Origin of the sequence: Micromonospora sp. CPCC 205561, assembly GCF_036906775.1 — a bacterium.
GTDB lineage: Bacteria > Actinomycetota > Actinomycetes > Mycobacteriales > Micromonosporaceae > Micromonospora.
On the sequence record NZ_JBAKHV010000006.1, the window covers coordinates 1 to 22,503 of the forward strand.

Genomic DNA, 22,503 nt, shown 5'->3' on the forward strand with positions numbered 1-22,503 from the left:
CGGCGGAGGCGGAGCCGACCGGCCGGCGCGGCTCCGCCGAGCGGGAGCCCCGCCGGGACCGGGCCGGGCGGGACGGGGCCGGCCGCTACTCCGCGCCGGCCCGCCGCCCGGCGGTCGAGGAGCCCTGGGACAGCCCCGGGCGTTGGGAACCCGCCCCGGCCCCCGTGGGACCGGTCGCGGTCGGGTCGGCCCCGATCGGGCCCCTCCGCGTCGGGCCGAGCGGCGGCGGCCGGCACAGCGCCGAGGACGAGCCGGACGTCGAGCCGGACTACTGGCGGCCCCCCGCCCGGTACGTCCCCGAGGACGCCCCGCTGCCGGCCGACGACACCCCGACCCTGGCCGACCTCGCGTCCCGGCGGGCACGCCGGGCGGCCGGCGAGGGGCGCTCCGGTCGCCGCCGCCGCGCCGCGGACGCCGTCGACGGGGCGTACTGGGCGGCGCTGCGGGGTGAGGCGAAGTGACCCGCCCGAGCCTGCCGCCGGTGGCCTGTGTCGGCGAACCCCGGCTCACCGCCGGCTTCGCCGAGTTCGGCCGGCTCGACCTGACCGCCCACGAGGAGGTGCACGGGCCGGTCGGGCCGATGGAGCCGGCCGCCCTGCTCCGGCTCGCCGAGGACGTCCAGCTGCGGGGCAGGGGCGGCGCGGGCTTCCCGTTCGCGCGCAAGCTCCGCGCCGTGCTGGAGTCCTGCGGGCGGCGGGACCTCCCGGCGGTGGTGGTGGTCAACGCCACCGAGGGGGAGCCCGCCAGCTGGAAGGACAAGGTGCTGCTCACCCGGGCCCCGCACCTGCTACTCGACGGGGCCGCGCTGGCCGCGTACGCGCTCGACGCCGACGAGATCGTCGTCGCGGTGGCCGACGACGGGGTGGGTCGGGACTCTCTCACCCGGGCGCTCCGGGAGCGTCCCGCGCCGGTGCCGACCAGCGTCGTCACCGTGCCGCACCGGTTCATCTCCGGCGAGGGTGGTGCGTTGGTCAACGGCATCAACGGCCTGCCGCACATCCCGCCGGGCACCAAGCGGCGCTCCAGCGACTCCGGGGTCGCCGGCCTGCCCACCCTGCTCTCCAACGCCGAGACGTACGCCCAGCTCGCCGTCGCCGCCCGGCTCGGCCCGTACGAGTACGCGGCGCTCGGCACCGACGACGAGCCGGGCACCGTGTTGCTCACCGTCACCGGCGCGGCGAAGCGCCCGGCGGTGGTGGAGTGCGCGGCGGGCACCGCCCTGCGGGACATCCTCGACCTCTGCGAGGTGCCGGCCGGCCCAGGCGTCCTGACCGGCGGTTACCACGGCAGGTGGATCACCCGGGAGGCGGCGGAGCGGGCCGAGATCTCCCGCGCGGGGCTCGCCGCGGTCGGCGGCACCCTGGGCGCGGGCATCGTCGTGCCGCTCGGCGCCGACACCTGCCCGCTCGGCGAGACCGCGCAGGTGGTCCGCTACCTGGCCGGTGAGTCCGCCGGTCAGTGCGGCCCCTGCCGGATGGGCCTGCCGGACCTGGCCCGCGCCGTCGACCTGGCGGTCGCCGGCAGCGCCCCCGTCGAGGTGGTCCGGGCCGCCGCCGGCGAGGTGAAGGGCCGAGGGGCGTGCGGCCATCCCGACGGTACGGCCCGGTTCGCCCTCTCCGCGATGGAGGTCTTCGCCGAAGACCTGCGGCTGCACACCACCGGGGAGGGCTGCGGCAGACGGGTCCGGGGATCGGCGGGCCTGCCCGGCGCGCCCGAGGAGAACCCGCAGCGGCTGACCCTGGACTGGTCCCGCTGCGACGGGCACGGGCTCTGCGCGCACGTGGTGCCGGACTTCATCCGGCTGGACGCGAACGGTTACCCCGCCTTCCCGCCCACCCCGGTGCCGACCTGGCTACGCGAGGGCGCCCGCAGGGCGGTCAGAACCTGCCCCGGACTGGCCCTCCGCCTGACCCCCCTCTAACCCCCACCCCCGCCGCCCCTCCCGCGCCCGCCGCCTCGCCCGCCTCGCCCGCCTCGCCCCGCCCTCGCCTCGGCGATCTTGCACTCTCGGCCCTCGACATCGCCCTGATGTCGCCTTCGCCGGGGCGGAAAGTGCAAGATCGCCGGCTGAGTGGGGTGGGGGAGAGGGAGGGGGAGCGGGGGGCAGCGGGGGGTCAGCGGGGGGTCAGGCGGGGGGTGCCCAGGCGGGGCTGGAGGACCTCGGGGACCAGGACCGAGCCGTCGGGCTGCTGGAACTGCTCCAGGATCGCCGGGAAGAGGCGGCTGGTGGCCAGGGCCGACCCGTTCAGGGTGTGCACGAAGCGGGTCTGCTTGCCGCCCGGCTCCCGGTAGCGGATGGCCGCCCGGCGGGCCTGGTAGTCGCCGGCCCAGGAGACCGAGGAGACCTCCTTGTACTTGCCGGTGCTCGGCATCCACACCTCGATGTCGAGAGTCTTCTTCATCGAGGCGCTGGCGTCGCCGGCCGAGAGCAGGGTGCGCTGGTAGTGCAGGCCCAGCTTCTCGACCAGGCTCTCGGCGTGCAGGAGCATCTCCTCCAGCGCGGCGTCGGCCTGCTCCGGCAGGCAGAACTGGAAGATCTCCACCTTGTTGAACTGGTGGCCCCGGACGGTGCCCCGCTCGTCGGAGTGCGACCCGGCCGCCTCGCGCCGGTAGCACGGCGTGTAGGCGAACGCCTTAAGCGGCAGCTTGGCCGTCTCCAGGATCTCGTCCTGGTACGCCCCGAGGATCGCCGTCTCCGAGGTGGGCAGCAGGAACTGCCCGCGCGGGGCGGAGTCCCGGTCCAGGTGGTAGACGTCGTCGTAGAACTTGGGGAACTGCCCGGCGGCGAAGCCGGCGCTCTCCAGCAGCAGGTGCGGCGGGAGGAGGAACTCGTAGCCGGCCCGGATGTGCTCGTCGACGAAGAAGTTGAGCAGCGCCCACTCCAGCCGGGCGCCCATGCCCGTGTACATCCAGAAGCCGGAGCCGCCGAGCTTGACGCCGCGCTCGTGGTCGACGAGGCCCAGCATCCGGCTCAGCTCGACGTGGTCGCGGACCTTCTCGATCGCCGGGGGCTCGCCGAAGGCCCGGACGACCCGGTTGGCCTCCTTGCCGCCCGGCACGACGTCGTCGGCGGGCAGGTTGGGCAGCTCGCTCATCGCCGCGCGCAGCCGGGACTGCACCTCGTCCAGCTCGGACTCCAGCTCGGCGAGCTGCTTGCGGCCCGCCTCCGGCGTGGAGACCTCCGGCTCGGCGCCCGCGCGCTTCGCGGCCGCGTACGCCCGCGCCTCGGCCTTGCGGCGCTGCCGCTCGCCGTCGATCGCGCTGATCAGGGCACGGCGTTCCTGGTCGAGCCGCTGGATCTCGTCCAGGGCCCGGTTGACCTCGGCGGGATCCAGTCGCTTCGCCAGCGCGGTCGCCACCGCCTCGCGATCCTTCCGGATCAACTCCATGTCGAGCATGCTGCTCCGTACGCCTCCGTCCGGACGTCTGGTGGACCCACCGATGCTACCGTCGCGGCCCGCTCGGGCCCGGCCCGGTCTCACCACGCCCGCCGGAGGGCACCGCGCGCTCCGGGTCCGCCGCCACCCGGGCCGCGGGCCCTCCGGAGGGCTAGAGCCGGATCGGCATGAGGACGGAGAACGCGTCGGCGTCGTCGGACCGGCGTACGGCCAGCGGCGCGATCGGGCCGTCCAGCTCCAGCAGCAGCTGACCCGGGCCGGCGGCGTCGAGGGCCTGGAGCAGGTACCCGCCGTTGACGCCGACGCGGAACGCGTCCTCCCGCCCGTTCAGCTCGTCCGCCCCGAGCAGCCGCACCCCGCCCCGACCGTCCGGGCCGAGCACGGTCACCGCGAGTTCGGCGCCGTCGTGCCGCCGGCTGACGACGGGGGCGTCCGCGCTGGTCAGGGCCGCCCGCAGGGCCTCGGCGTCGACCGTCAGCCGGTGCGCCGGCCGGTTGCCGGGGGTCGCCCCCGGCAGTCGCCGGTAGTCCGGGAAGTCGTACGGCAGGGCGTCGGCGCGGACCGTACGGCCGGCCACGGAGAGCGAGACCGTGCCGGCGTCCATCGTCAGGCGCGCCTCGGCGGCGCCTCCCGCGCCGGCGCCGAGCAGGGCCCGCGCCTCGTCGACGAAGGCGACCGGGGCGAGCACCCGCGCCGCCGGCCCGTCGACCCGGCCCCCCGCCCGCGCCGCCGCCAGCCGGTGCCGGTCGGTCGCCACCAGCCGTACGCCGTCTTCGTCGACGTCGAGCAGCACGCCGGCGAGCATCGGCAGGTCGGGGTCGGCGCCGACCGCGAAGCGCACCGCGTCCACGGCGGCGGCCAGGTCGGCGCCGCAGAGCACGACCCGGGTGGCCGCGGCGGGCCCCTCGGGGCCGATCAGGTCGCGGATGCGGGAGAGTTCACGCCGGGCGTCGGCGAGGCCGTCCTCCAGCCGGCGCAGGTGCGCGTCCAGCAGGCGGTGCACCTGTGCCGGCCCGACCCGGAGCGCGGCGGCGATCTCGGCCACCGGCATGCCGACCCGGCGCAGCCCGGCCACCAGCCGGGCGGGCGCCACCTGGTCGCCGGTGTACCAGCGGTAGCCGGTCGTCGGGTCGACCAGGGCCGGGGCCAGCACCCCGGCGGAGTCGTAGAACCGCAGGGCGCTCACCGTCAACCCGCTGGCCCGGGCCAGCTCGCCGATGCTGCGCAGGTCGCTCTCCACGGCGGTGATCCTGCCGTCTCACCCTGGTCGAGGGTCAACCCGCCGGCCGACCCCGTTCAGTGCGGCGTGTCCAGCACCCGGAAGGTCATCCCCGCCCGTACCAGCCGGTCCAGCAGCGCGTCGCCCATCGCCGTGACCGGCGTGACCTGCCCGGAGGTGGCCGGCAGCTCGTCGGTGGCCAGGCAGAGCGCCGACTCGGCGAGCATCTTCGCCGTCTCGTCGTAGCCGGGGTCGCCGCCGGCCACCTCGGTCAGCACCCGCCGCCCGCCGCCGGTGCCGACGAACCGTACGCGGAACCAGGACCTGGCCCGCTGCTGCGGCGTCGGCCCCTGCCCGGAGGCGAGCCGGCCGAGCAGCCAGCGCCGGGTCGGCGGAAGCTTCACCAGGGCCACCAGGCCGCCCAGCCCCACTCCGCCCGCCAACACCGTGGGCAGCCGCTTCACGGCCGCGAAGTGCCGGTAACGGAAGTCGGGGCCGTACTCCGGGCGGGCGGCGGCCGAGCGGCGGACCACCTGCGGGTCGATGGTGGGCAGCGGCACCATCCACATGCCCAGCTCCTTCGAGCGGGCCACCCGGCCCGGCACCGCGCGCACCCGCCGGCCGACGGGTCGCGGCTCGACCTGCCGCCGCTCGCGCGCCGCCCGGGAGGCCTCGCCCGTGCGGGAGAACGCGGTGAGCGCAGAGTGGTACGTGCCGGCGGAGAACCGCCCGCCCGCCCGGACGAAGCCGTCGACGGCGAGCGGCACGTCGTCGGGAAGGTGCTTGAGCGTGAACCAGACGCCCAGGTCGTGCGGGATCGAGTCGAACCCGCAGGCGTGCACGAGCCGCGCCCCGGTGCGCTCCGCCTCGGCGTGGTGGCGCACGTACATCAGGTCGACGAACTCCGGTTCGCCGGTGATGTCCAGGTAGTCGGTGCCGGCGCGGGCGCAGGCGGCGACCAGCGGCTCGCCCTGGTGCACGTACGGGCCGACGGTGGTGGCCACCACCCGGGCGCTCTCGGCCACCGCCCGCAGCGAACCTGGATCGGTGACGTCGGCGGTGAGCAGGGGCAGCCCGGCCAGCGCCGGGTCGATCGCGGCCAGCCGGTCCCGGACGGCGGCCAGCTTGCCGGGGTTGCGCCCCGCGAGCGCCCAGCGCAGACCGGGCGGCGCGGTGCGGGCCAGGTACTCGGCGGTCAGGCCCCCGGTGAACCCGGTGGCCCCGAACAGGACGACGTCGTACGTCCGTTGCTCACGCATCCGCCGAGTCTGCCACCCGGTACGGCCCGTCGCAGTGTTCCGCCTCAGCCGCCGGCCGGCGGGGCGTCGGGGCTGAACACGGCGCGGACGCAGCCGTCGGCCCGGTCCCGGAACAGCGCGTACCCCTCGGCGCCCCGCTCCAGCGGCAGCCGGTGGGTGGCGAGGTGCTCGGTACGCAGCTCGTCGCGGGCCATCCGCTCCAGCAGCATCGGGATGTAGCGCTGCCCGTGCTGCCGCGCGCCCCGCACGGTCAGCCCCTTGTTGGTCACCGCGCCGAGCGGGAAGGCGTCGACGAAGCCGGTGAACTCGCCGAGCACGAAGACCGAGCCGCCCTTGCGGCAGGCATGCACCGCCTCGCGGACGGCGGCCGGCCGCTCGGCGCCACCGGCGAACCGGTCGGCGAGCGAGCGTGGGGCGTCCGCGTTGCCCACCGCCTCGACGCAGACGTCCGGGCCCCGCCCGCCGGTGCGCTCGCGCAGCTCGGCCGGGACGTCGGCGAGCCGGTAGTCGATCGTCTCCGCGCCGGCGTGCCGCTCGGCCATCCGCAGCCGGTCGGCCTCGGCGTCGATGACGATCACCCGGTCGGCGCCGAGCAGCCCCGCGGCCCGCGCGGCGAGCTGCCCGACGGCGCCGGCGCCCCAGACCGCCACCACGTCGCCGGGGCGCACCTCGCCGAGGTCCGCGCCCATCCAGCCGGCCGGCGCGGCGTCCGAGGCGAAGAGCGCCCGGTCGTCGCTGACCGGCTCCGGCACGGTGAACGCGCCGACGTCCGCGTACGGCACCCGGACGTACTCGGCGTGGCTGCCGGCGAAGCCGCCCGCCGCCCGGGGCCGGCCGAACGCGCCGGCGGTGGGGTGGCCCCAGGCCGCCTCGGCGACCGCCGGGTCGGCGCTGCCGTTGTCGCAGCAGGAGGGGAGGTCGCGCCGGCAGTACCAGCAGCCGCCGCAGGCCACCGAGGAGCAGACCACCACCCGGTCGCCGACCCGGTGCCGGCGTACCTCCGGGCCGACCTCGACCACCTCGCCGAGGAACTCGTGCCCGAGCACGTCACCGACGGCGAGGAAGGGCACCCGCCCGGCCAGCAGCGGCAGGTCCCCGCCGCAGGTGGCGCTCTGCCGGACCCGGACGATGGCGTCGTGGCCGTTGCGCAGCTCCGGGTCGGGTACCTGCCGTACCGCCAGCTCGCCGTCGCCCACCCAGCACAGCGCCCTCATCGCGGCGGCCCCGCCGGACGGTCGACCGGGGAGCGGTCCGCCCGCAGCACCTCGCCGGCCTCGACGGCCTGCTTGACCTCCCACAGCGCCCGGCGGACCAGCAGGCCGGGGTCGTCGCCGACCAGGTGGGCGGCGAGCCCGGTGGGGGCCGCGCCGGCCAGCGGGCGGGCGGCCAGCTCCGTGCCCCGGCAGCCGGGCGCCGGCCGCAGCTCGACCCGCACGGCGTTGCCGAGCCGGCGCAGCGGCTCCGGCCAGCGGCCATCGGGCAGCACCTCGCCGGGCGCGCGGTCGACGGTCACGACCTGCCAGCGGGCGGGCCGCGGATCGGTGCCGGCCGCGCGGGGCCAGGCCGAACGGCGCCGACGTACGCCCGGCGCCCGGCGCGTCACCGCCCCGGCCGCGCGGGTGAGCGCCGCCCCGGCCGCGCCCGCGATCCGTCCCACCCGTGCCTCCGTGTCCACCTCGGCCCGCCTCCCGTCCCGCGGCGTCGGACGCGCACGGTTGCGCGGCCGGTCCTCCGCGTCCGACCAGCGTGACCCGGGCCGGGGTGAAGCCGGCTCCCCCCGAATGGGTGAACGGGCCCGGGCCGGGTAACCGCCGCCCGCAGGACCTGGGGGAGTGGACGCGTCCGTGGGGGTGGGGCCGGATGCCGGAGCACGTACGGGACACGGGAGCGCCTGCCGGCGGGGCGGCCGGTGCGCCGCTGCTGGCGTCCCGGCTGAGCCCGGCGCCGCCGCCGGAGCCGCTGCTGCTGCGGCCACGCCTGCTGCGGGCGCTGGACGCGGGGACGGCCGGGCCGGTCACCCTGGTCCGGGCCCCGGCGGGCTGGGGCAAGACGACGCTGCTCGCCTCCTGGTTCCGGGCGGCGGGCCAGGCGGGAGCGCACCGGGGCCGGGCGGGGCAGGGACCGGTGACGGCCGCGGCCGAGGGACCCCGGGAGGTGGTGCCGGCCGGTGCCGCCCCCGGCGACTTCGGCGCGGCGGCCGGCCCCCCGGCGGAACCGGGCGGGCCGCGCGCGGCCTGGGTCTCGGTCGAGGCCGGCGACGACGGCGACCGGCTCTGGTGCTACCTGGCGGCGGCGCTGGGCACGCTGGTGGCGCCGGCCGGCGGTGCGCCGGGACCGCCCGTGCCCGACCGGTCGCCCCGGCCCGAGCAGCTGGAGGTGCTGGCCGCGGGCCTCGCCGCCCTGGAACGGCCGGTGCTGCTGGTCGTGGACGACCTGCACCGGATCACCGACCCGGGGGCGCTGACCGGGCTGGACTTCCTGCTGCGCCACGCCGAGCGCCGGCTGCGGCTGGTGGTCGGCGCCCGCGCCGGGACGCCGCTGGCGCTGCACCGGCTGCGGCTGGCCGGGGAGCTGACCGAGATCGGCCCCGACGAGCTGGCCTTCACCGGCGACGAGGTCGCCGACCTGCTGACCGCGCACGGCGTGGCGCTGCCGACGGCCGGGGTACGCCGGCTGGGGGAACGCACCGGCGGGTGGCCGGCCGTGCTCCGGTTCGCCGCGTTGGCGCTGCGCGTTGCGCCCGACCCGGCGCGCTGGGCCGAGCGGTTCGGCGGCGACCAGCCGGACGTGGCCGGTTACCTCCGCGAGGAGGTGCTCGGCGGGCTGGACCCGGACGCGCGGGACGTGCTGCGCCGCGGCGCCGTCGCCGACGCGGTCTGCGCCGGCCTGGCCGACGCGCTCGGCGGCCGGGCCGACGCCGAGCAGGCGCTCGCGGGGCTGGCCGGTGACGGTGGACTGCTCCGCCGCGACGACAGCGACCCGCCCTGGTACCGCTGCCATCCGCTGCTGGCCGACCTGTTCCGCGCCGAGCTGGGCCGGCTCCCCGCCGACGAGCTGAGGGAACTGCACCGGCGCGCGGCCGCCTGGTACGCCGGGAACGGGCGGCCCGCCGAAGGGCTGCGGCACGCGCTGGCCGGAGGGGACCACGGCCGGGCCGTCGCCCTTCTCGTGGCCCACTGGCCGGAGCTGGCCCCGTACGACCGGGCGGAGCCCGTCGGCCCGACGCCCGGGGCCCCGCCGTCGCAGGCCGTGGCCCGCGACCCGGAGCTGGGGCTGGCCTGCGCCGCCGAGCGCGCCCGGGTCGGCGACGCCGCCGCCGCGGCCGGGCAGCTGCGCGGCGCGGTCGAGGCCGCCCGGACGCTGCCCGCGCCCCGCCGGGACCGGTTCCGGCGGCTGGTCGCCGCGCTGGAACTCACCCTGGCCCGGCTGTCCGGCGACGCCGAGGCGGTACGCGTCGCCGCGGCCCGGCTGCTCGGCACCGCCCCCGCCGTGCCGGCGCCGGCCGAGCCCCGGGGGGCCGCCGCCGACGACGCCGACGTGCGGGCGGTGGCCGGTACGGCGCTGGGTTTGGTCGACCTCGCCGACGGGGACCTGCCCGCCGCCGGGCTCGCCTTCGCGCGGTCGCTCTCGGCGGCGCGCACCGCCGGGCGGCCGCGTACGGAGCTGGTCTGCGCCAGCCGGGGGGCGCTGCTGCACGCCGTGCGGGGCGGCCTGCGGGCCGCCGAGGCGCTGGCCCGGGACGCCCTCGCCACGCCGCCCTGCCAGGGCTGGTCCTGCCGGGAGGACTGCGCCCACGCGTACCTGGCACTGGCCCTGGTCGCGCTGCACCGGGACCAGCCCGAGGAGGCGGGGGCGAACCTGGCGCTCGCGACGCCGGCCACCGGAGAGCCCGTGGTGGGGGCGGTGGCGGCGCTGTGCCGGGGGCAGTTGCTGCGAGACGCCGGGGAGCTGCCCGGGGCGCACCGGGTGCTCACCGAGGCGCGGGAGCGGCTGACCGGTCGCCCCCGGGCCGCGGAGCTGACCCAGTGGCTGCTGGCCGCCGAGGCGGACGTGCGCGCAACCCGGGGTGATCTGGGCGCCGCCCGGGACCTGCTCGCCGACCGGGTACGCGACGGGTCCGCCCCGCCGCTGGCGGTCGCGCTGGCCCGGGTGGAGCTGCGCGCCGGCGACCCGCGGGCCGCCGGGTACGCGCTGCCGGACTGGGAGGCGCCGGAGGCGGCCGGCTGGCCGCTGGCCGTACGCCTGGACGCCGCCGTGCTGGACGCGGCGCTGGCGCGCCGGTCGGGCGACGAGCGGCGGGCGGGACGGCTCCTGGAGCGGGCCCTGGACCTGGCCGGGCCGGAGGGGTTCCGGCGCGCGTTCACCCGCGCCGAGCCCGGCGTCCGCGACCTGCTCGCCGCCCATCTGGACACCGGCACCGCGCACTGGCCGACGGTCAGCGACCTGGTCCGGGGCGCCGACGCGCCCGCCGAGCCGGTCCCGGCCGAGCGGGGCGCGGCCCTGGACGAGCCGTTGACCGAGCGGGAGCTGACCATCCTGCGCTACCTGCAGAGCATCCTGTCGAACGTGGAGATCGCCGCCGAGCTGTCGCTGTCGGTCAACACGGTCAAGACGCACGTGCGCAACATCTACCGCAAGCTCGACGCCACCCGTCGCCGCGACGCCGTCCGCCGGGCCCGCGACCTGCACCTGATCTGACCCGCGCCCGACGGCCGCCGGAACGCCGACCGGCGGCCGTCGGTCAGGCGGCGGGACGCGGAGCCGGCCGGCGCTCGGTCAGGCGGTGGCGGCGGCGTCGACCGCCGCCAACAGCTCCGCCAGGTCGTACCCGCCGTCGAGGCGGGCGCCGTTGACGAACAGGGTCGGGGTGGCGTCCACGCCGCTGCGGATCCCGCCCACGAAGTGCCGCCGCACCCGGTCGCCGTGCGCCTGCCCCTCGACCTCGGCGACGACCTCGTCGGCGGGCAGGCCGAGCTGCTCGACTCCCATCGACAGGTGCACCGGGTCGAGCTGGTCCTGGTGTTCGTAGATCCAGTCGTGCATGTCCCAGAACCGCCCGCGCAGCCCGGCCGCCTCGCTCGTCTCGGCCGCCTGCTCCGCGTGCGGGTGCATGTTGGTGATCGGGAAGTGCCGGTACACCAGTCGTACCGTCTCGGACCGCTGCCGCAGCAGTTCCCGCAGGTTCGCGTACGCGGCACCACAGAAGCGGCACTGGAAGTCGGCGTACTCGACGATCGTCACCGGCGCGTCCACCGGCCCCCGGGCGTGGTCGTCGTCGGTCACCGGGGTCCGCAGGCGGGCGGTGACCTGGTGCGGGGTGGTCATCGGGCGGTCACCCCCGGCGTCGGGGCGCCGTGGCGGGTCCCGGCCGGGGCGGCCGGCGGGCAGGGTCCGGGCGCGCCGCGCCCGGGCCGGGTCGACCCCCTGGGATCAGTCATGTCCGCCAGGTTCGCAGCCGGCGGGGTGAGGACGGCTCACCCCGCCCGGGTGGTCCGCGCCCGAGTGCGGTCAGCCGAGCACCGGGGCGACCGCGATGTGGTTCTGCACCTCGCGGATGCCCGGTGCGCACCAGACGGTGCGTTCCACCTCGGCCCGTTCCGGCATCGAGTGGACCAGTCCGCCGAGCACCACCGTGTCGCCGTGCACCCGGACGGTGATGCGCTCCGCCTCGGTGGCCCGGTTGCGGGCCAGCGCGTCGACGATCCGGTCGGCCAGGGCGTGTCCGTCCGCCCGGGCGCCGGGGCGCACGGTGAGGCCGTTGCTCACCCCGCGTACGCCGGTGAGCCGTGAGACGGCGCGTTCGGCGGCGCGGCGCTGGTACTCCCAGTCCACCTCGCCGTGCAGCGTCACCCAACCGTTCGAGACGGTCACGTCGAGCCGCTCCAGCGGGACGAACGCGTCCCACTCCAGGGCGTGTCCGGCGGCGGCGGCGATGTCCGGGTCGGCGCGTTCGGCGCCGGTGCCGAGCCGTACCGCCAGGTCGTTGGCGACCGCCCGGACGCGCGCCACCCGGTGCGCCGCCCGCTCGGCGGCCCACTTCTTGGCATAGCTGTCCACGCGGCCGGTCAGCGTCACCACGCCCTCGGCGACGGTCACGCCGATCTCGTTCGGCCGCACCCGGGGTTCCCAGCCCAGCTCGTCGAGGACGGCGGACTGGATGTCCCGGTCGGTACGGCTGGTCGTCGCGATGGCCATCTCAACACTCCTCACGGGATTGCTGCCCGGCGCGCGCGGGCCCGCCGGGACCGATCCTGGCGCGGGCCGGGGTGAGGGAGCCTCACCCGTCCCGGGTGGCTCTTGGGAGCGCTTCCACGTCGGGCCGGGATGGGCTAGGGTAAGCCCGTTCCTCGGGTGCGGGAGCCGTCGCGCCGACCCCGGAGCCAGGGCAGCTCCGGTGCGATTCCGCACGTCCCCGTTGCCGGGCGCGGCCGCCACCGCGCCGCCCCGGCGTCTCCACCCGGAAGGAACCGCAGATGCGGAGAAGTTACGTCGGCGCGGTCGTGTCCGCGCTGGTCGTCGCCGCCGCCGTCGTCGTGGCGGCACCGTTCACCGCGGCCGGCGCGCCCACCGCCGCCGCGGCCGAGCCGTACGCCTGGAGGAACGTCCGCATCGACGGCGGCGGCTTCGTCCCCGGCATCGTCTTCAACCCCACCGAGAAGAACCTGATCTACGCCCGCACGGACATCGGCGGCATGTACCGGTGGGAGCAGGCCCGGCAGTCCTGGACGCCGCTGCTCGACTGGGTCGGCGCCGACAGGTGGGGCTGGAACGGCGTGCTGAGCGTCGCCACGGACCCGGTGCAGACCCACCGGGTGTACGCGGCCGTCGGCATGTACACCAACGACTGGGACCCGAACAACGGCGCGATCCTGCGCTCGACCGACAAGGGCGCCACCTGGCAGGCCACCGAGCTGCCGTTCAAGAACGGCGGGAACATGCCGGGCCGGGGCATGGGCGAGCGGCTGGCGGTCGACCCCAACCGGAACAGCATCCTCTACTTCGGCGCCGAGGGCGGCAACGGCCTGTGGCGCAGCACCGACTTCGGGGCGACCTGGGCCAAGGTGGCCAACTTCCCCAACGTCGGCAACTACCGGGCCGACCCGAGCGACCCGAACGGCTACAACGGCCAGAACCAGGGCCTGACCTGGGTCAGCTTCGACAAGAGCACGGGCACGGCCGGCAACGCCACGCAGACCATCTACGTCGGCGTGGCCGACAAGGAGAACCCGGTCTACCGCAGCACGAACGGCGGCGCGAGCTGGGAGCGGATCGCCGGGCAGCCGACCGGCTACCTGGCGCACAAGGGCGTCGTCGACCCGGTGGGCGGCTTCCTCTACATCGCCACCAGCGACACCGGCGGCCCGTACGACGGCGGCAAGGGCGACGTCTGGAAGTTCGACCGTGCCACCGGCGCCTGGACGCGGATCAGCCCGATCCCGTCCACCAGCACCGACGCCTACTTCGGCTACAGCGGGCTGACGATCGACCGGCAGAAGCCGAACACCCTGATGGTGGCCACGCAGATCTCGTGGTGGCCGGACGCGATCTTCTGGCGCAGCACCGACGGGGGCGCCACCTGGACCCGGATCTGGGAGTTCACCAGCTACCCGAACCGGTCCAAGCGCTACACGATGGACGTCAGCTCCGTGCCGTGGCTGACCTTCGGCAGCAACCCGTCCCCGCCCGAGGAGACCCCGAAGCTCGGCTGGATGAACGAGTCCGTCGAGATCGACCCGCACGACAGCAACCGCTTCCTGTACGGCACCGGCGCCACCATCTACGGCAGCACCGACCTCACCAAGTGGGACACCGGCGGGCAGTTCACCATCAGGCCGATGGTCAGGGGCCTGGAGGAGACCGCGGTGCTCGACCTGGTCAGCCCGCCCTCGGGGGCGCCACTGGTCAGCGCGCTCGGCGACATCGGCGGCTTCCGGCACACCGACCTGGACGCCGTACCGCCGATGATGTTCACCCAGCCGAACTTCACCAGCACCACGAGCCTGGACTACGCCGAGACGAAGCCGGCCGTGATGGTGCGCGCCGGCAACTTCGCCGACGCGGACCGCCCCAACGACAGCCACGTCGCGTTCTCCACCGACGGCGGGGCCAACTGGTTCCAGGGCACCGAGCCGTCGGGAGTCAACAGCGGCGGCACGGTCGCCGCGTCCGCCGACGGCAGCCGCTTCGTCTGGGCGCCGGGCGACGCCGGCCAGCAGGTGGTGCACTCGGTCGGATTCGGCACCTCGTGGAACGCCTCGACGGGCATCCCGGCCAACGCGACGATCGAGTCCGACCGGGTGGACCCGAACAGGTTCTACGGCTTCGCCGGCGGCAGGTTCTACGTCAGCACCAACGGCGGGGCGAGCTTCACCGCCTCGGCCGCCACCGGCCTGCCCGCCACCGGCAACGTCAAGTTCAAGGCGTTGCCCGGCCGGGAGGGCGAACTGTGGCTGGCCGGCGAGGGCGGGCTGTGGCGCTCCACCGACTCCGGGGCCACCTTCACCAGGCTGGCCGGAGTGGAGACCGCCGGCAACGTCGGCTTCGGCAGGGCCGCGCCGGGCCGGACGTACCCGGCGCTCTACCTCTTCGGCACCGTCGACGGCCAGCCCGGCGTGCACCGGTCGGACGACACGGGCGCGACCTGGGTGCGGATCAACGACGACCAGCACCAGTACGGCAACGCCGGCGAGGCCCTGACCGGCGACCCCCGCGTCTACGGCCGGGTCTACCTCGGCACCAACGGCCGGGGCATCCTGGTGGCCGACCGGCTCGGCGGCACGCCCGACCCGACGCCGACCGGCTCCACCCCGCCGCCCACGACCCCGCCGCCGACCACTCCGCCGCCCACCACCCCGCCACCCAGCACCCCGCCGCCGACCGGCGGCTGCGCCGCGAGCTACCGGGTGACCGGCTCGTGGCAGGGCGGCTTCCAGGGCGAACTGGTGGTCCGCAACGCCGGCAGCTCCGCGATCGCCGGCTGGACGGTGAGCTGGACCTTCCCCGACGGCCAGAAGATCACCCAGCTCTGGGGCGGCACGCACACCCAGACCGGGGCGGCCGTCTCCGTCCGCGACGCCGGCTGGAACGGCGCCCTCGGGGCGGGCGCCACCGCCACCGCCGGCTTCCTGGCGAGCACGACCGGGGCGAACGCCCCACCGGCGACCGTCACCTGCACCGCCCGCTGACCGTCCCGCCCCGCCGACCGCGCACCCCGACCCGGGGGGCTGACCTGCGCGGTCGCGCGGGGCGGCCGGTCGGCATCGCACTCCGGTCCGCCGGGGCCCGCCTGAGGGGTCCGGCACCCCGGCGGACCGGGCCCTAGGCTCAGGAGATCGCCCGTCGTCGAAGGGGGAATCTCCCGTGAGTCCGATCAGGACGATCTATCTCACCGCCGCGCGCTCCGCGGCGGACCTGCTCGCCGACCCCGCCGTCGCGGCCCGGTGGAACGAACCGAGCGCGCTGCCCGCGTTCGGCGTGGCGGGTCTGGCCGGCCACCTCGCCAGCCAGGTGCTCGGTGTCCCCGCCGTGCTGGCGGCGCCCGTGCCCGACGGCGAGCCGGTCGACCTGCTGGAGCACTACGCGCGGGGCTCCTGGCTCGGCGCCCCGGTCGGGGCCACGGTGAACGTCGCCATCCGCCGCGCCGGGGACGGCCTCGCCGCCGACGGTCCGGTCGCCCTGACCGAGCGGTACGCCGGCACGCTGCGCGAGCTGACCGACGCGCTGCCGGCGCAGCCGCCCGGCCGGGTGGTGCACCTGGTGCGGGGCGCGTACTCCCTGACCCTGGACGACTACCTGACCACCCGGCTGATGGAGCTCGTCGTGCACGCCGACGACCTCGCGGTCAGCGTCGGCCTGCCCACCCCGCAGCTGCCGGACGAGGTGGTCGACCCGGTGCTGGCGCTGCTGGCCCGCCTCGCCGTACGCCGGCACGGCCAGCCGGCGGTGCTGCGGGCGCTGAGCCGGGCCGAGCGGGCACCGGCGAGCGTCGCCGCCCTCTGACGCGCGGGCGGCGCGTCGCCTCGCCCGTGGGCGAGGAAACGACGCGGGTCCCGGTCGCTCCGCGGCGGGGCGACCGGGACCCGTGTCGTCAGCGGGCGGCGGGTCAGCCGTCGAGGCCGACGGGGGAGTTGGGGCGGTCGACGTCGACGAACTCGATGTCGTCCATCGCCCGGTCGCCTCGGCTGCCGGCGGCCCGCGCGGCGGTGCCGGCGGCCCAGCCGATCGCGGCCCCGACCAGCGCGGCGCCGATCAGCAGCGTCCACGGCAGCGCGGGCCGGCGGCCGGCGAGCGCGTCGAAGGCCAGGGTGGCCCGGCGGCGGGCCTCCTCCGCCGCGCTGCCCACCAGGTCACCGGCCTCGTCGGCGAGGCCGGAACCGCCCCGGCGGGCCGACCGGGCGGTGTCGCGGACGCTGTCACCGGCGGAGCTGACCGCCGTGAGCATCTGTTGCCACGCCTGGTCCGCGATCCGCTCGGGCTTGTTGCGGCGGTCCAGCAGGTTGCTTGCGAACATGGTGGGTTACCTCCTCGGGTGCCGAAGCCGACGGCCACTTCGGACTTCGGCGTCTCACCGGCGTGTGACGGCTCGCTCCTTCCGCCTGTGCCCCGCCCGGCGGTTCCGCAAACCCGGCCGACCTCAGCGCAGGGCGACCGCCGTGCTCACGCTCCCCGCGAAGTCGTCATCGTCGTCGTCATCGCCTCCGCCGCCGCCGAACCCGCAGGCCAACAGAAGTGCCAACAGCGCGCCGGCGCCGGCCAGCGCGGCAAGTCTCCTGATCATCGATCTTCCTCCCGGTCGTAGTCTTCTTCTCCGAACCGATGCTAGGCAGGACGGGCAAGGGCCGGGGCGGTAAGCGGGACAAGGCCACGCCCGGGAGCCGGCTGCTGGGCGGCGCTGGCAACGGCCGGCTACCCTGGGGCGTCGACGCGTCGGCGGCAGCTGGATCGTTGGCATAACAGACAAATAGTCCGGATCAGGGGCGGTTTGCCGTGTCCTAATCCGCGAATTGCTCATCCCCGAGGGGTGGCGACCGAGGCCGTGAGAGGAATACTCTCGGTCGCGGCCCGCGTACTGATGAGGCGCCCGTCGGACGGGCGAGTGGAGGTGCTCGCGTGAGCCTGTCGATCGTGAAGTCGGTTCTGCCCGGTGGTGTCATCGAGATCGCCCCGCGGGGCGAGATCGACGTAGACACCGCGTACGAGGTGCGTGAGGCGATCGCCGAGGTCCTGACCAAGGGGCGCCCCGGCCGGATCGAGCTCAACATGCGGCTCGTCACCTTCATCGACTCGGTGGGCATCAGCGCGATGGTCGCCGGCTTCCAGACCGCCGAGGTCAGCGGCGTCAAGCTCGTCGTCACCGAGCCGAGCCGGTTCGTGCACCGGCAGCTCTGGGTGACCGGCCTGCTCGGCCTCTTCGGTGCCCCCGAGCCCTACTACGCCGGCGCGCCCACCCCCGAGGTCCTTCCCGGCGCCTGACCCGCGGCGGGCGTCGAGCCGTCGCCCCGAGGTCCTGCCGGCGGGCGCCAGGTCGCCGCCCCCGGCGCTCGACCCCTCGGTGCGGCGTTCAGTCGTCGTCGCCCAGCCCCGACAGGTCGATGTCCGCCGCCTCGGTGACGGCGCGGACGGCCGTCACCGAGGCGTACCCGGCGGCAAGCAGGGCCAGGTCCGTGCCCGGCTGCACCGCCTGCCCCGGCTCCTCCAGCGAGGTGCGGACGAAGCCGTGCCCGGCCTCCGCCACGGTCATCTGCACCTGGCCGAAGCTGGCCAGGGTGCCCCGCCGCACCCCGCGCAGCCGCCCGTGCGGCACGTCGGGCGCGTTCACGTTCAGCACGCTCTCCACCGGTCCCGCGGTGAGCCGGGGCAGCAGGTCCAGGGCGACCCGGGCGGCCGTCGCCCAGTGCCGCTCGGCGTCGCGTACGCGGGCGGCGGCCGCCACCGCGGCACCCCCGCTGGCGGCCGTGGCCTCCCCGGCCGAGAGCACGTCGAGCGAGACGGCCATCGCCCGGCAACCGTTCGCGGCGGCCGTGAAGGCGGCGCCCACGGTGCCCGAGTGCAGCACCGCGCGCCCGGCGTTGGCGCCCCGGTTGACGCCGGAGAGCACCACCGACGGCGGGGGCCCGAACGCGCCGTGCACCGCGATCAGCGCGATGAAGCCGGGGGAGCCCCCCACCCCGAACGCCGGCACCTCCGGCAGGTCCGGCAGCGGGTGCTCGCGGACGACCACGTGCCCGTCGCGCTCCACGGCGGTCATCGCGGCGCTGGTGCCGCTCGCCTCCTCCAGCGGAGCGGCGACGACCACGTCCAGGCCCCGGTCCGCCGCCGCCCGTGCCAGCGCCTGGATGCCCGGTGCCACGATCCCGTCGTCGTTGGTGACCAGCACCCGCAGCGTCATCGCTCGGCCGCCCGGTCGGCCAGCTCGTCCGGGGTGGTCCGCTCCTGCGGCCGGCCGCCGGCCGGCACGAGGCGCACCCGGTCCACCAGGCCGGTGATCGAATCGATCCGACCGGTGCCCAGGCCGTGCCGGGTCACGTTCAGCGCACCGGCCGCCGCGCCCGTACGGATCGCGGTGCGCACGTCGCCGCCGCGCGCCACCACGGCCGCCACCCCGGCGGTCATCGAGTCGCCGGCCCCGCGCGGGTCGGCCGCCTCCAGCCGGGGCATCTCCACCTCGAAGACCTCGCCGTCGACCAGCGCCAGCGCCGGCTTGTCGGCCCGGCTCACCACCACGTTCTCGGCGCCGCCGGCGTGCAGGTCGTACAACGCCCGGGTGAGCTGCTCCTCGTCGGCGCCCTCGGCACGGCCGTCGGCGATCAGCTCCTCGTGGCTGACCTTGAGAAAGAAGACGCCGCTGTCCAGCACCGCGTCGAGGTGCTCACCGCAGAGGTCGACCACCACCCGGCTGCCGTTGGCACCTAGGTCGGCGGCGAAGCGCCGGTAGAGGTCGGCCGGGACCAGCGACGGCTCGTTGGGCCCGCTGAGCACGCTGACCGCCGCGCGCAGCCCCTCGCCGAGCGCCAGGTTGTAGAGCTCGTCCAGTTCGTGCCGGCTGAGCGGCTGGCCGGGCACGTCGACGATCTCCCGCCGGGAGCCCTCGCGTCGGTCGTGCACGTAGCCACCACTGCCGGAGTCGCGCAGCACCACCTTGAGGTTCACCCCCTCGCTGACCAGCAGCGGCTCCAGCACCTGGCCGATCTCGCCGCCGAGGGCGGTGCAGAGCACCACGTCGACCCCGAGCGAGAGCGCCATCCGGGCCTGCCACACGCCCTGGCCGCCGGGATGCAGGTGCAGCTCCGGCGCCTCGCTGGGCTGGTCGATCGTCACCGTCAGCCGGGGCGTCGGCGCGAAGACCATCACGTGCCCGCTCATCCGTCGTACCCGTTCATGCGCCACCCTCCGCCGATCGACACGTCGCGCGACCATCCATCAACAGACCGTAGTGGCGGTGGCGGCCGATCGTCCGGACTCCGGGCGGGATCGGCGCGGCGTTGCCAGCGGGCCCGCCATGCGCGACGATCGGGCGACCATCGACGGTGGGAGACCGGGTGCTCAGGCGGGATTCGTTCAGCTACACCGTCCAGGCGCGCTGCTCCGTCGCGGAGGCCGCCGCCCTGCTCGCCGACCTGACCAGGCAGGGGGAACTGCACCCCCTGATCGTCCGGGTCCGTCGGGTGCCGCCCCGGCCCGGCGCGCGCGCCAGCTACCTGATCACCGACCGGCTGACCGCCGGCCCGGTGCGGCTGCCGGTCACCTACCGCGCCGACGTCCTCGTCGAGGAGCCGGACGAGATCGTCACCGTCGCGCGGCAGTGGCCGGCGACGACGGTACGCAACCACACCCGGCTGCGGGCGGAGCCGGACGGCGTGGTCCGCATCGACGTGGAGATCACCCTGGCCGCGCCCGCGCCGCTCTTCGGCTACGCGTTCCGCCAGGCCCGCGCCGCCCACCTCGGGCTGGCGGCCCGCCTGGGCCCCGCCCTCACAACCCACTAGCCCTCACCCCACCCCCACCCTCCGGGCCCCCTCCCCCTCAGCCCGCCGATCTTGCGGTTTCGGCCCTTCTGCTGGGCGTCATGTGGCTGTTTGCGTGGGCGCAAAGTGCAAGATCGCGGGTGGAGCGGGGGCGGAGGGGCGGGAGGGAGGAGGCGCGGGAGGGAGGAGGCGCGGGGGCGCGGGGGCGGGAGTGGGGCGGGGGTTGGTTCCGCCGGTCGGAGCCGTGGCGGCGGGTGCGGCAGTGTGGGCGGCGTACCGGCACCCGGACGGTGTCGTCTTCGTCGCCCAAGCAAGGAACTTGGTGACGGGTGGAAGGGCCTGCCCGCGCTGCCGTGGCCACCGGTCCTGCCCGGGCATGCACATGGGTGATCTACGGCTCCCTTCGCGGGTTGCTGATCACGCTGATCGTCGCGGCCTGCTCATTCTCCGATCCCGCCGCAGTCGGCGCCGCGCTCCTGCGGCGATGGTCGCGCGCGACTTCCCCGACCCGCCGGCGGGGGGCGGACCTCGACCGCGGCAAGTGCGTGACGCGATCTTCCGGGCCCGGTTCTGCCTCGGGCCGCCCACCCGTTCGCACCACCCCGCTACTCCGAACGAGCCATACCGGAGCTGACCCGCCGAATAACAGGCACTGCCCGGACGAATCAGCGGAGCCGTTCACCGAGGCGGTGCGGGATTTGGTGCAGCGCCGCGGTGGGCGGGCGGACCCGCCCGTCCCACCCACGTAGCGCGCCAACTCACTTTCCGTGGGTCGCCCGCGTTCGCCAGTCATCGAGGCGCGTACCAGCGGTGCGGGCGCCGTCGGCGGGCAGGAGCGAGCGTTCTTCCAGCGTGGTACCGAAATACCGAGCGTCGGAGCTACCCACCACCGAACGAGGGTCCTGCTTCGCCGCCAGGAAGGATCGTCCCAGTTCGTCGAGGCGGAACTGCTCCGGGCCACCGACCTCGACCGCGGCGTTCGTCGGCGCGCCGACCACGACCTCGGCCACCGCGGCCGCGACGTCGTCCGCTGCCATCGGCTGGATGAGCACCGGCGTGAGGTGCACGGTGTCACCCTCCGTGGCGGCGTCGATGATGCCCTGGATGAACTCGAAGAACTGGGTGGCGTGCACCAGCGAATACGGGAGCCCGGACGCGGCGACGAGCTTCTCCTGGGCGACCTTTGCCCGCATGTAGCCGCTGTCCGGAAGCCGGTCGGCACCCACGATGGAGAGCGCCACGTAGTGACCCACCCCGGCGTCCGCGGCGGCGGCGAGGAGGTTCCGGGTGGACGTCTCGAAGAACTCCAGTGCGGCGGCGCCCTCGAGCGACGGCGAGTTCGTCACGTCGACGACGGCGTCGGCGCCGTCGAGCACCTCCGCCACTCCGTCGCCGGTCAGTGTGTTCACGCCGGTCTTCGGCGACGCCGGCACCGCCTCGTGACCCTGGGCAGCGAGGCTCTCCACGAGCTTGGAGCCGATGAGCCCGCTGCCGCCGATGACGACGATCTTCATGGTCGAGCCACTCCCCGTCTGCCCTGGTCGAGTCGTTCTGCCAACCACAGTAAGACGGAAGCCCTGCGCAGATGCAGGACAATTGCCGAAAGAGTTTGATGAGGATTACCGCGGTCCCTGGATGTCGACGTGGCCGCGTTATCCCACCCGCTGCTCGCCCGGGGAGCACCTCGATGCGCGGGTCGAGCGCGGCGAGCTTGCCGAGCGACCGCCAAAGCTTGGCCGCCGGACGCCCCGCCAGTAGGCCGGCCGACGGCGGTGCGCACAGCGAGCCGGTGCACACCGTCGTCAACAGCGGGATCTCCGCACGCAGGGCGGGCATCCATTCCAGGTGCGGCTCCACCCCGACGAGCCGATGCGCGCCTCACCCACCGGGGTGGAGCAGCACGTCGATCAGGCCGACGTCGGCCCTGCGTGGTGCGGGACCGCTGTCACCTCTTGGCGCACCGCACCGGCGTGCTGTCTCGTCGCTTGGAACGCGAGCACCTCCCAGGTCCGACGGCATCAGCTCCCGGCGGACCGGCTTCCACGCGCCGCAGCCCGTGACGTTCACTGGGTGAGCATGACCGTCACATATCCCGGTCTCGCTCGTCTTAAGGACATGACCCTGAAGACGAAACAGCTCGTCGTCGCGGTACTCGCGATTTCCGCCGCGTTCGTGGGCGTCTGGGCGGCGGTGTTGCCGGTGTCCTTCTACAACGACTTCCCCCTGCCGGGACGCCGTTGGGTGTCGACCCTCGGGCCATACTCCGAACATCTCATCCGAGACGTCGGCGGCCTCTATCTCGCCCTGCTGGTGCTCAGCGTCTATGCATTCCGCCGCCCCACTGTCGCCGCGATGCACATGGCCGGTGGCGCCTGGCTGATCTTCAGTGCCGAGCATTTCCTGTGGCACATGTTGCACCTGCAGATGTTCCCCATGGTCGACAAAATCGGCCATGTGCTCGGCCTTGGTGGCGTCCTGGTGCTCTCGATCCTGCTGCTGTTTCCCGATCGCACGCGCGGTGGTACGTCCGATCCCCACGCCGAGAAGACGTGAGCCGGACCGCCGCGACGAGCCGCGACCACGCCTCGAAGACCACGTCCTCGTCCATGGCCGCCACGCCTGGCTCTCCGTCGCCCGATCCGTGACCACAGAAGGAGAACCAG

Annotated in this window: 19 protein-coding genes and 1 pseudogene; 8 read left to right on the forward strand and 12 right to left on the reverse strand. The window is 75.7% G+C overall.

The window, feature by feature from the left end; translation table 11 throughout:
- Positions 1 to 461, forward strand: a pseudogene (locus V6V16_RS05990) (hypothetical protein); the annotation flags it as partial.
- Positions 458 to 1,921 carry an NADH-ubiquinone oxidoreductase-F iron-sulfur binding region domain-containing protein gene (locus V6V16_RS05995; protein WP_334560219.1) on the forward strand — a complete coding sequence of 488 codons (1,464 nt, stop codon included), beginning with the start codon at positions 458 to 460 and terminating at the stop codon, positions 1,919 to 1,921. The pseudogene V6V16_RS05990 and the gene V6V16_RS05995, both read left to right, overlap by 4 nt.
- Before the next feature lie 193 nt (positions 1,922 to 2,114).
- On the opposite strand, the gene serS is transcribed toward V6V16_RS05995, so the two are convergent.
- From serS to V6V16_RS06020, 5 genes are all read right to left on the reverse strand, one after another.
- On the reverse strand, positions 2,115 to 3,398 hold the full coding sequence (gene serS / locus V6V16_RS06000) for a serine--tRNA ligase (RefSeq protein WP_334560221.1): 1,284 nt from the start codon (positions 3,396 to 3,398) through the stop codon (positions 2,115 to 2,117).
- A 151-nt stretch (positions 3,399 to 3,549) separates the two neighbouring features.
- On the reverse strand, positions 3,550 to 4,626 hold the full coding sequence (locus V6V16_RS06005; RefSeq protein ID WP_334560496.1) for a DNA polymerase III subunit beta family protein: 1,077 nt from the start codon (positions 4,624 to 4,626) through the stop codon (positions 3,550 to 3,552).
- 68 nt (positions 4,627 to 4,694) lie between these two features.
- Positions 4,695 to 5,876: a saccharopine dehydrogenase family protein gene (locus V6V16_RS06010; protein WP_334560223.1), complete on the reverse strand. Its 1,182-nt coding sequence runs from the start codon at positions 5,874 to 5,876 to the stop codon at positions 4,695 to 4,697.
- 44 nt (positions 5,877 to 5,920) lie between these two features.
- Positions 5,921 to 7,090 carry an alcohol dehydrogenase catalytic domain-containing protein gene (locus V6V16_RS06015; RefSeq protein ID WP_334560225.1) on the reverse strand — a complete coding sequence of 390 codons (1,170 nt, stop codon included), beginning with the start codon at positions 7,088 to 7,090 and terminating at the stop codon, positions 5,921 to 5,923.
- Complete coding sequence (locus tag V6V16_RS06020) at positions 7,087 to 7,533, reverse strand: hypothetical protein (RefSeq protein ID WP_334560228.1); 447 nt, start codon at positions 7,531 to 7,533, stop codon at positions 7,087 to 7,089. Before V6V16_RS06020 ends, V6V16_RS06015 begins: the two co-directional genes overlap by 4 nt.
- Positions 7,534 to 7,736: 203 nt before the next feature.
- Here V6V16_RS06020 and V6V16_RS06025 point away from each other — a divergent pair, with 203 nt between their 5' ends.
- Positions 7,737 to 10,574, forward strand: coding sequence for a helix-turn-helix transcriptional regulator (locus V6V16_RS06025; RefSeq protein WP_334560231.1), 2,838 nt, complete (start codon positions 7,737 to 7,739; stop codon positions 10,572 to 10,574).
- A gap of 78 nt (positions 10,575 to 10,652) precedes the next feature.
- Here the strand turns inward: V6V16_RS06025 and V6V16_RS06030 are convergent, their stop codons facing one another.
- Together V6V16_RS06030 and V6V16_RS06035 are read right to left on the reverse strand one after the other, a co-directional pair.
- The gene (locus V6V16_RS06030; protein WP_334560234.1) at positions 10,653 to 11,201 is read right to left on the reverse strand and encodes a DsbA family protein; all 549 of its coding nucleotides are present in this window, start codon (positions 11,199 to 11,201) and stop codon (positions 10,653 to 10,655) included.
- 183 nt (positions 11,202 to 11,384) lie between these two features.
- Positions 11,385 to 12,071, reverse strand: coding sequence for a BON domain-containing protein (locus V6V16_RS06035; protein WP_334560237.1), 687 nt, complete (start codon positions 12,069 to 12,071; stop codon positions 11,385 to 11,387).
- Positions 12,072 to 12,349: 278 nt separating this feature from the next.
- On the opposite strand from V6V16_RS06035, the gene V6V16_RS06040 reads away from it, so the two are divergent.
- Positions 12,350 to 15,061, forward strand: coding sequence for a cellulose binding domain-containing protein (locus tag V6V16_RS06040; RefSeq protein ID WP_334560239.1), 2,712 nt, complete (start codon positions 12,350 to 12,352; stop codon positions 15,059 to 15,061).
- Between the two features lie 175 nt (positions 15,062 to 15,236).
- Entirely contained in the window at positions 15,237 to 15,875 is a 639-nt protein-coding gene (locus tag V6V16_RS06045; protein WP_334560240.1) for a maleylpyruvate isomerase N-terminal domain-containing protein, read from the forward strand.
- A 103-nt stretch (positions 15,876 to 15,978) separates the two neighbouring features.
- On the opposite strand, the gene V6V16_RS06050 is transcribed toward V6V16_RS06045, so the two are convergent.
- Both V6V16_RS06050 and V6V16_RS06055 read right to left on the reverse strand, forming a co-directional pair.
- The gene (locus V6V16_RS06050; RefSeq protein ID WP_334560243.1) at positions 15,979 to 16,386 is read right to left on the reverse strand and encodes a hypothetical protein; all 408 of its coding nucleotides are present in this window, start codon (positions 16,384 to 16,386) and stop codon (positions 15,979 to 15,981) included.
- Positions 16,387 to 16,509: 123 nt separating this feature from the next.
- Positions 16,510 to 16,653 (reverse strand): hypothetical protein, encoded by a 144-nt coding sequence (locus tag V6V16_RS06055; protein ID WP_334560244.1) that lies wholly within the window; start codon positions 16,651 to 16,653, stop codon positions 16,510 to 16,512.
- Between the two features lie 332 nt (positions 16,654 to 16,985).
- Between V6V16_RS06055 and V6V16_RS06060 the strand changes: the two genes are divergently transcribed.
- On the forward strand, positions 16,986 to 17,348 hold the full coding sequence (locus V6V16_RS06060; protein ID WP_088998998.1) for an STAS domain-containing protein: 363 nt from the start codon (positions 16,986 to 16,988) through the stop codon (positions 17,346 to 17,348).
- Positions 17,349 to 17,436: 88 nt separating this feature from the next.
- On the opposite strand, the gene surE is transcribed toward V6V16_RS06060, so the two are convergent.
- Complete coding sequence (gene surE / locus V6V16_RS06065; RefSeq protein WP_334560247.1) at positions 17,437 to 18,264, reverse strand: 5'/3'-nucleotidase SurE; 828 nt, start codon at positions 18,262 to 18,264, stop codon at positions 17,437 to 17,439.
- The gene (locus V6V16_RS06070) at positions 18,261 to 19,238 is read right to left on the reverse strand and encodes a 1-phosphofructokinase family hexose kinase (protein ID WP_334560249.1); all 978 of its coding nucleotides are present in this window, start codon (positions 19,236 to 19,238) and stop codon (positions 18,261 to 18,263) included. Before V6V16_RS06070 ends, surE begins: the two co-directional genes overlap by 4 nt.
- A gap of 176 nt (positions 19,239 to 19,414) precedes the next feature.
- Between V6V16_RS06070 and V6V16_RS06075 the strand changes: the two genes are divergently transcribed.
- Positions 19,415 to 19,861 (forward strand): SRPBCC family protein, encoded by a 447-nt coding sequence (locus tag V6V16_RS06075; protein ID WP_334560251.1) that lies wholly within the window; start codon positions 19,415 to 19,417, stop codon positions 19,859 to 19,861.
- A gap of 737 nt (positions 19,862 to 20,598) precedes the next feature.
- Here the strand turns inward: V6V16_RS06075 and V6V16_RS06080 are convergent.
- Positions 20,599 to 21,354: an SDR family oxidoreductase gene (locus V6V16_RS06080; protein WP_334560252.1), complete on the reverse strand. Its 756-nt coding sequence runs from the start codon at positions 21,352 to 21,354 to the stop codon at positions 20,599 to 20,601.
- Between the two features lie 562 nt (positions 21,355 to 21,916).
- Here V6V16_RS06080 and V6V16_RS06085 point away from each other — a divergent pair.
- Entirely contained in the window at positions 21,917 to 22,393 is a 477-nt protein-coding gene (locus V6V16_RS06085) for a hypothetical protein (RefSeq protein WP_334560499.1), read from the forward strand.
- Positions 22,394 to 22,503 lie beyond the last annotated feature (110 nt).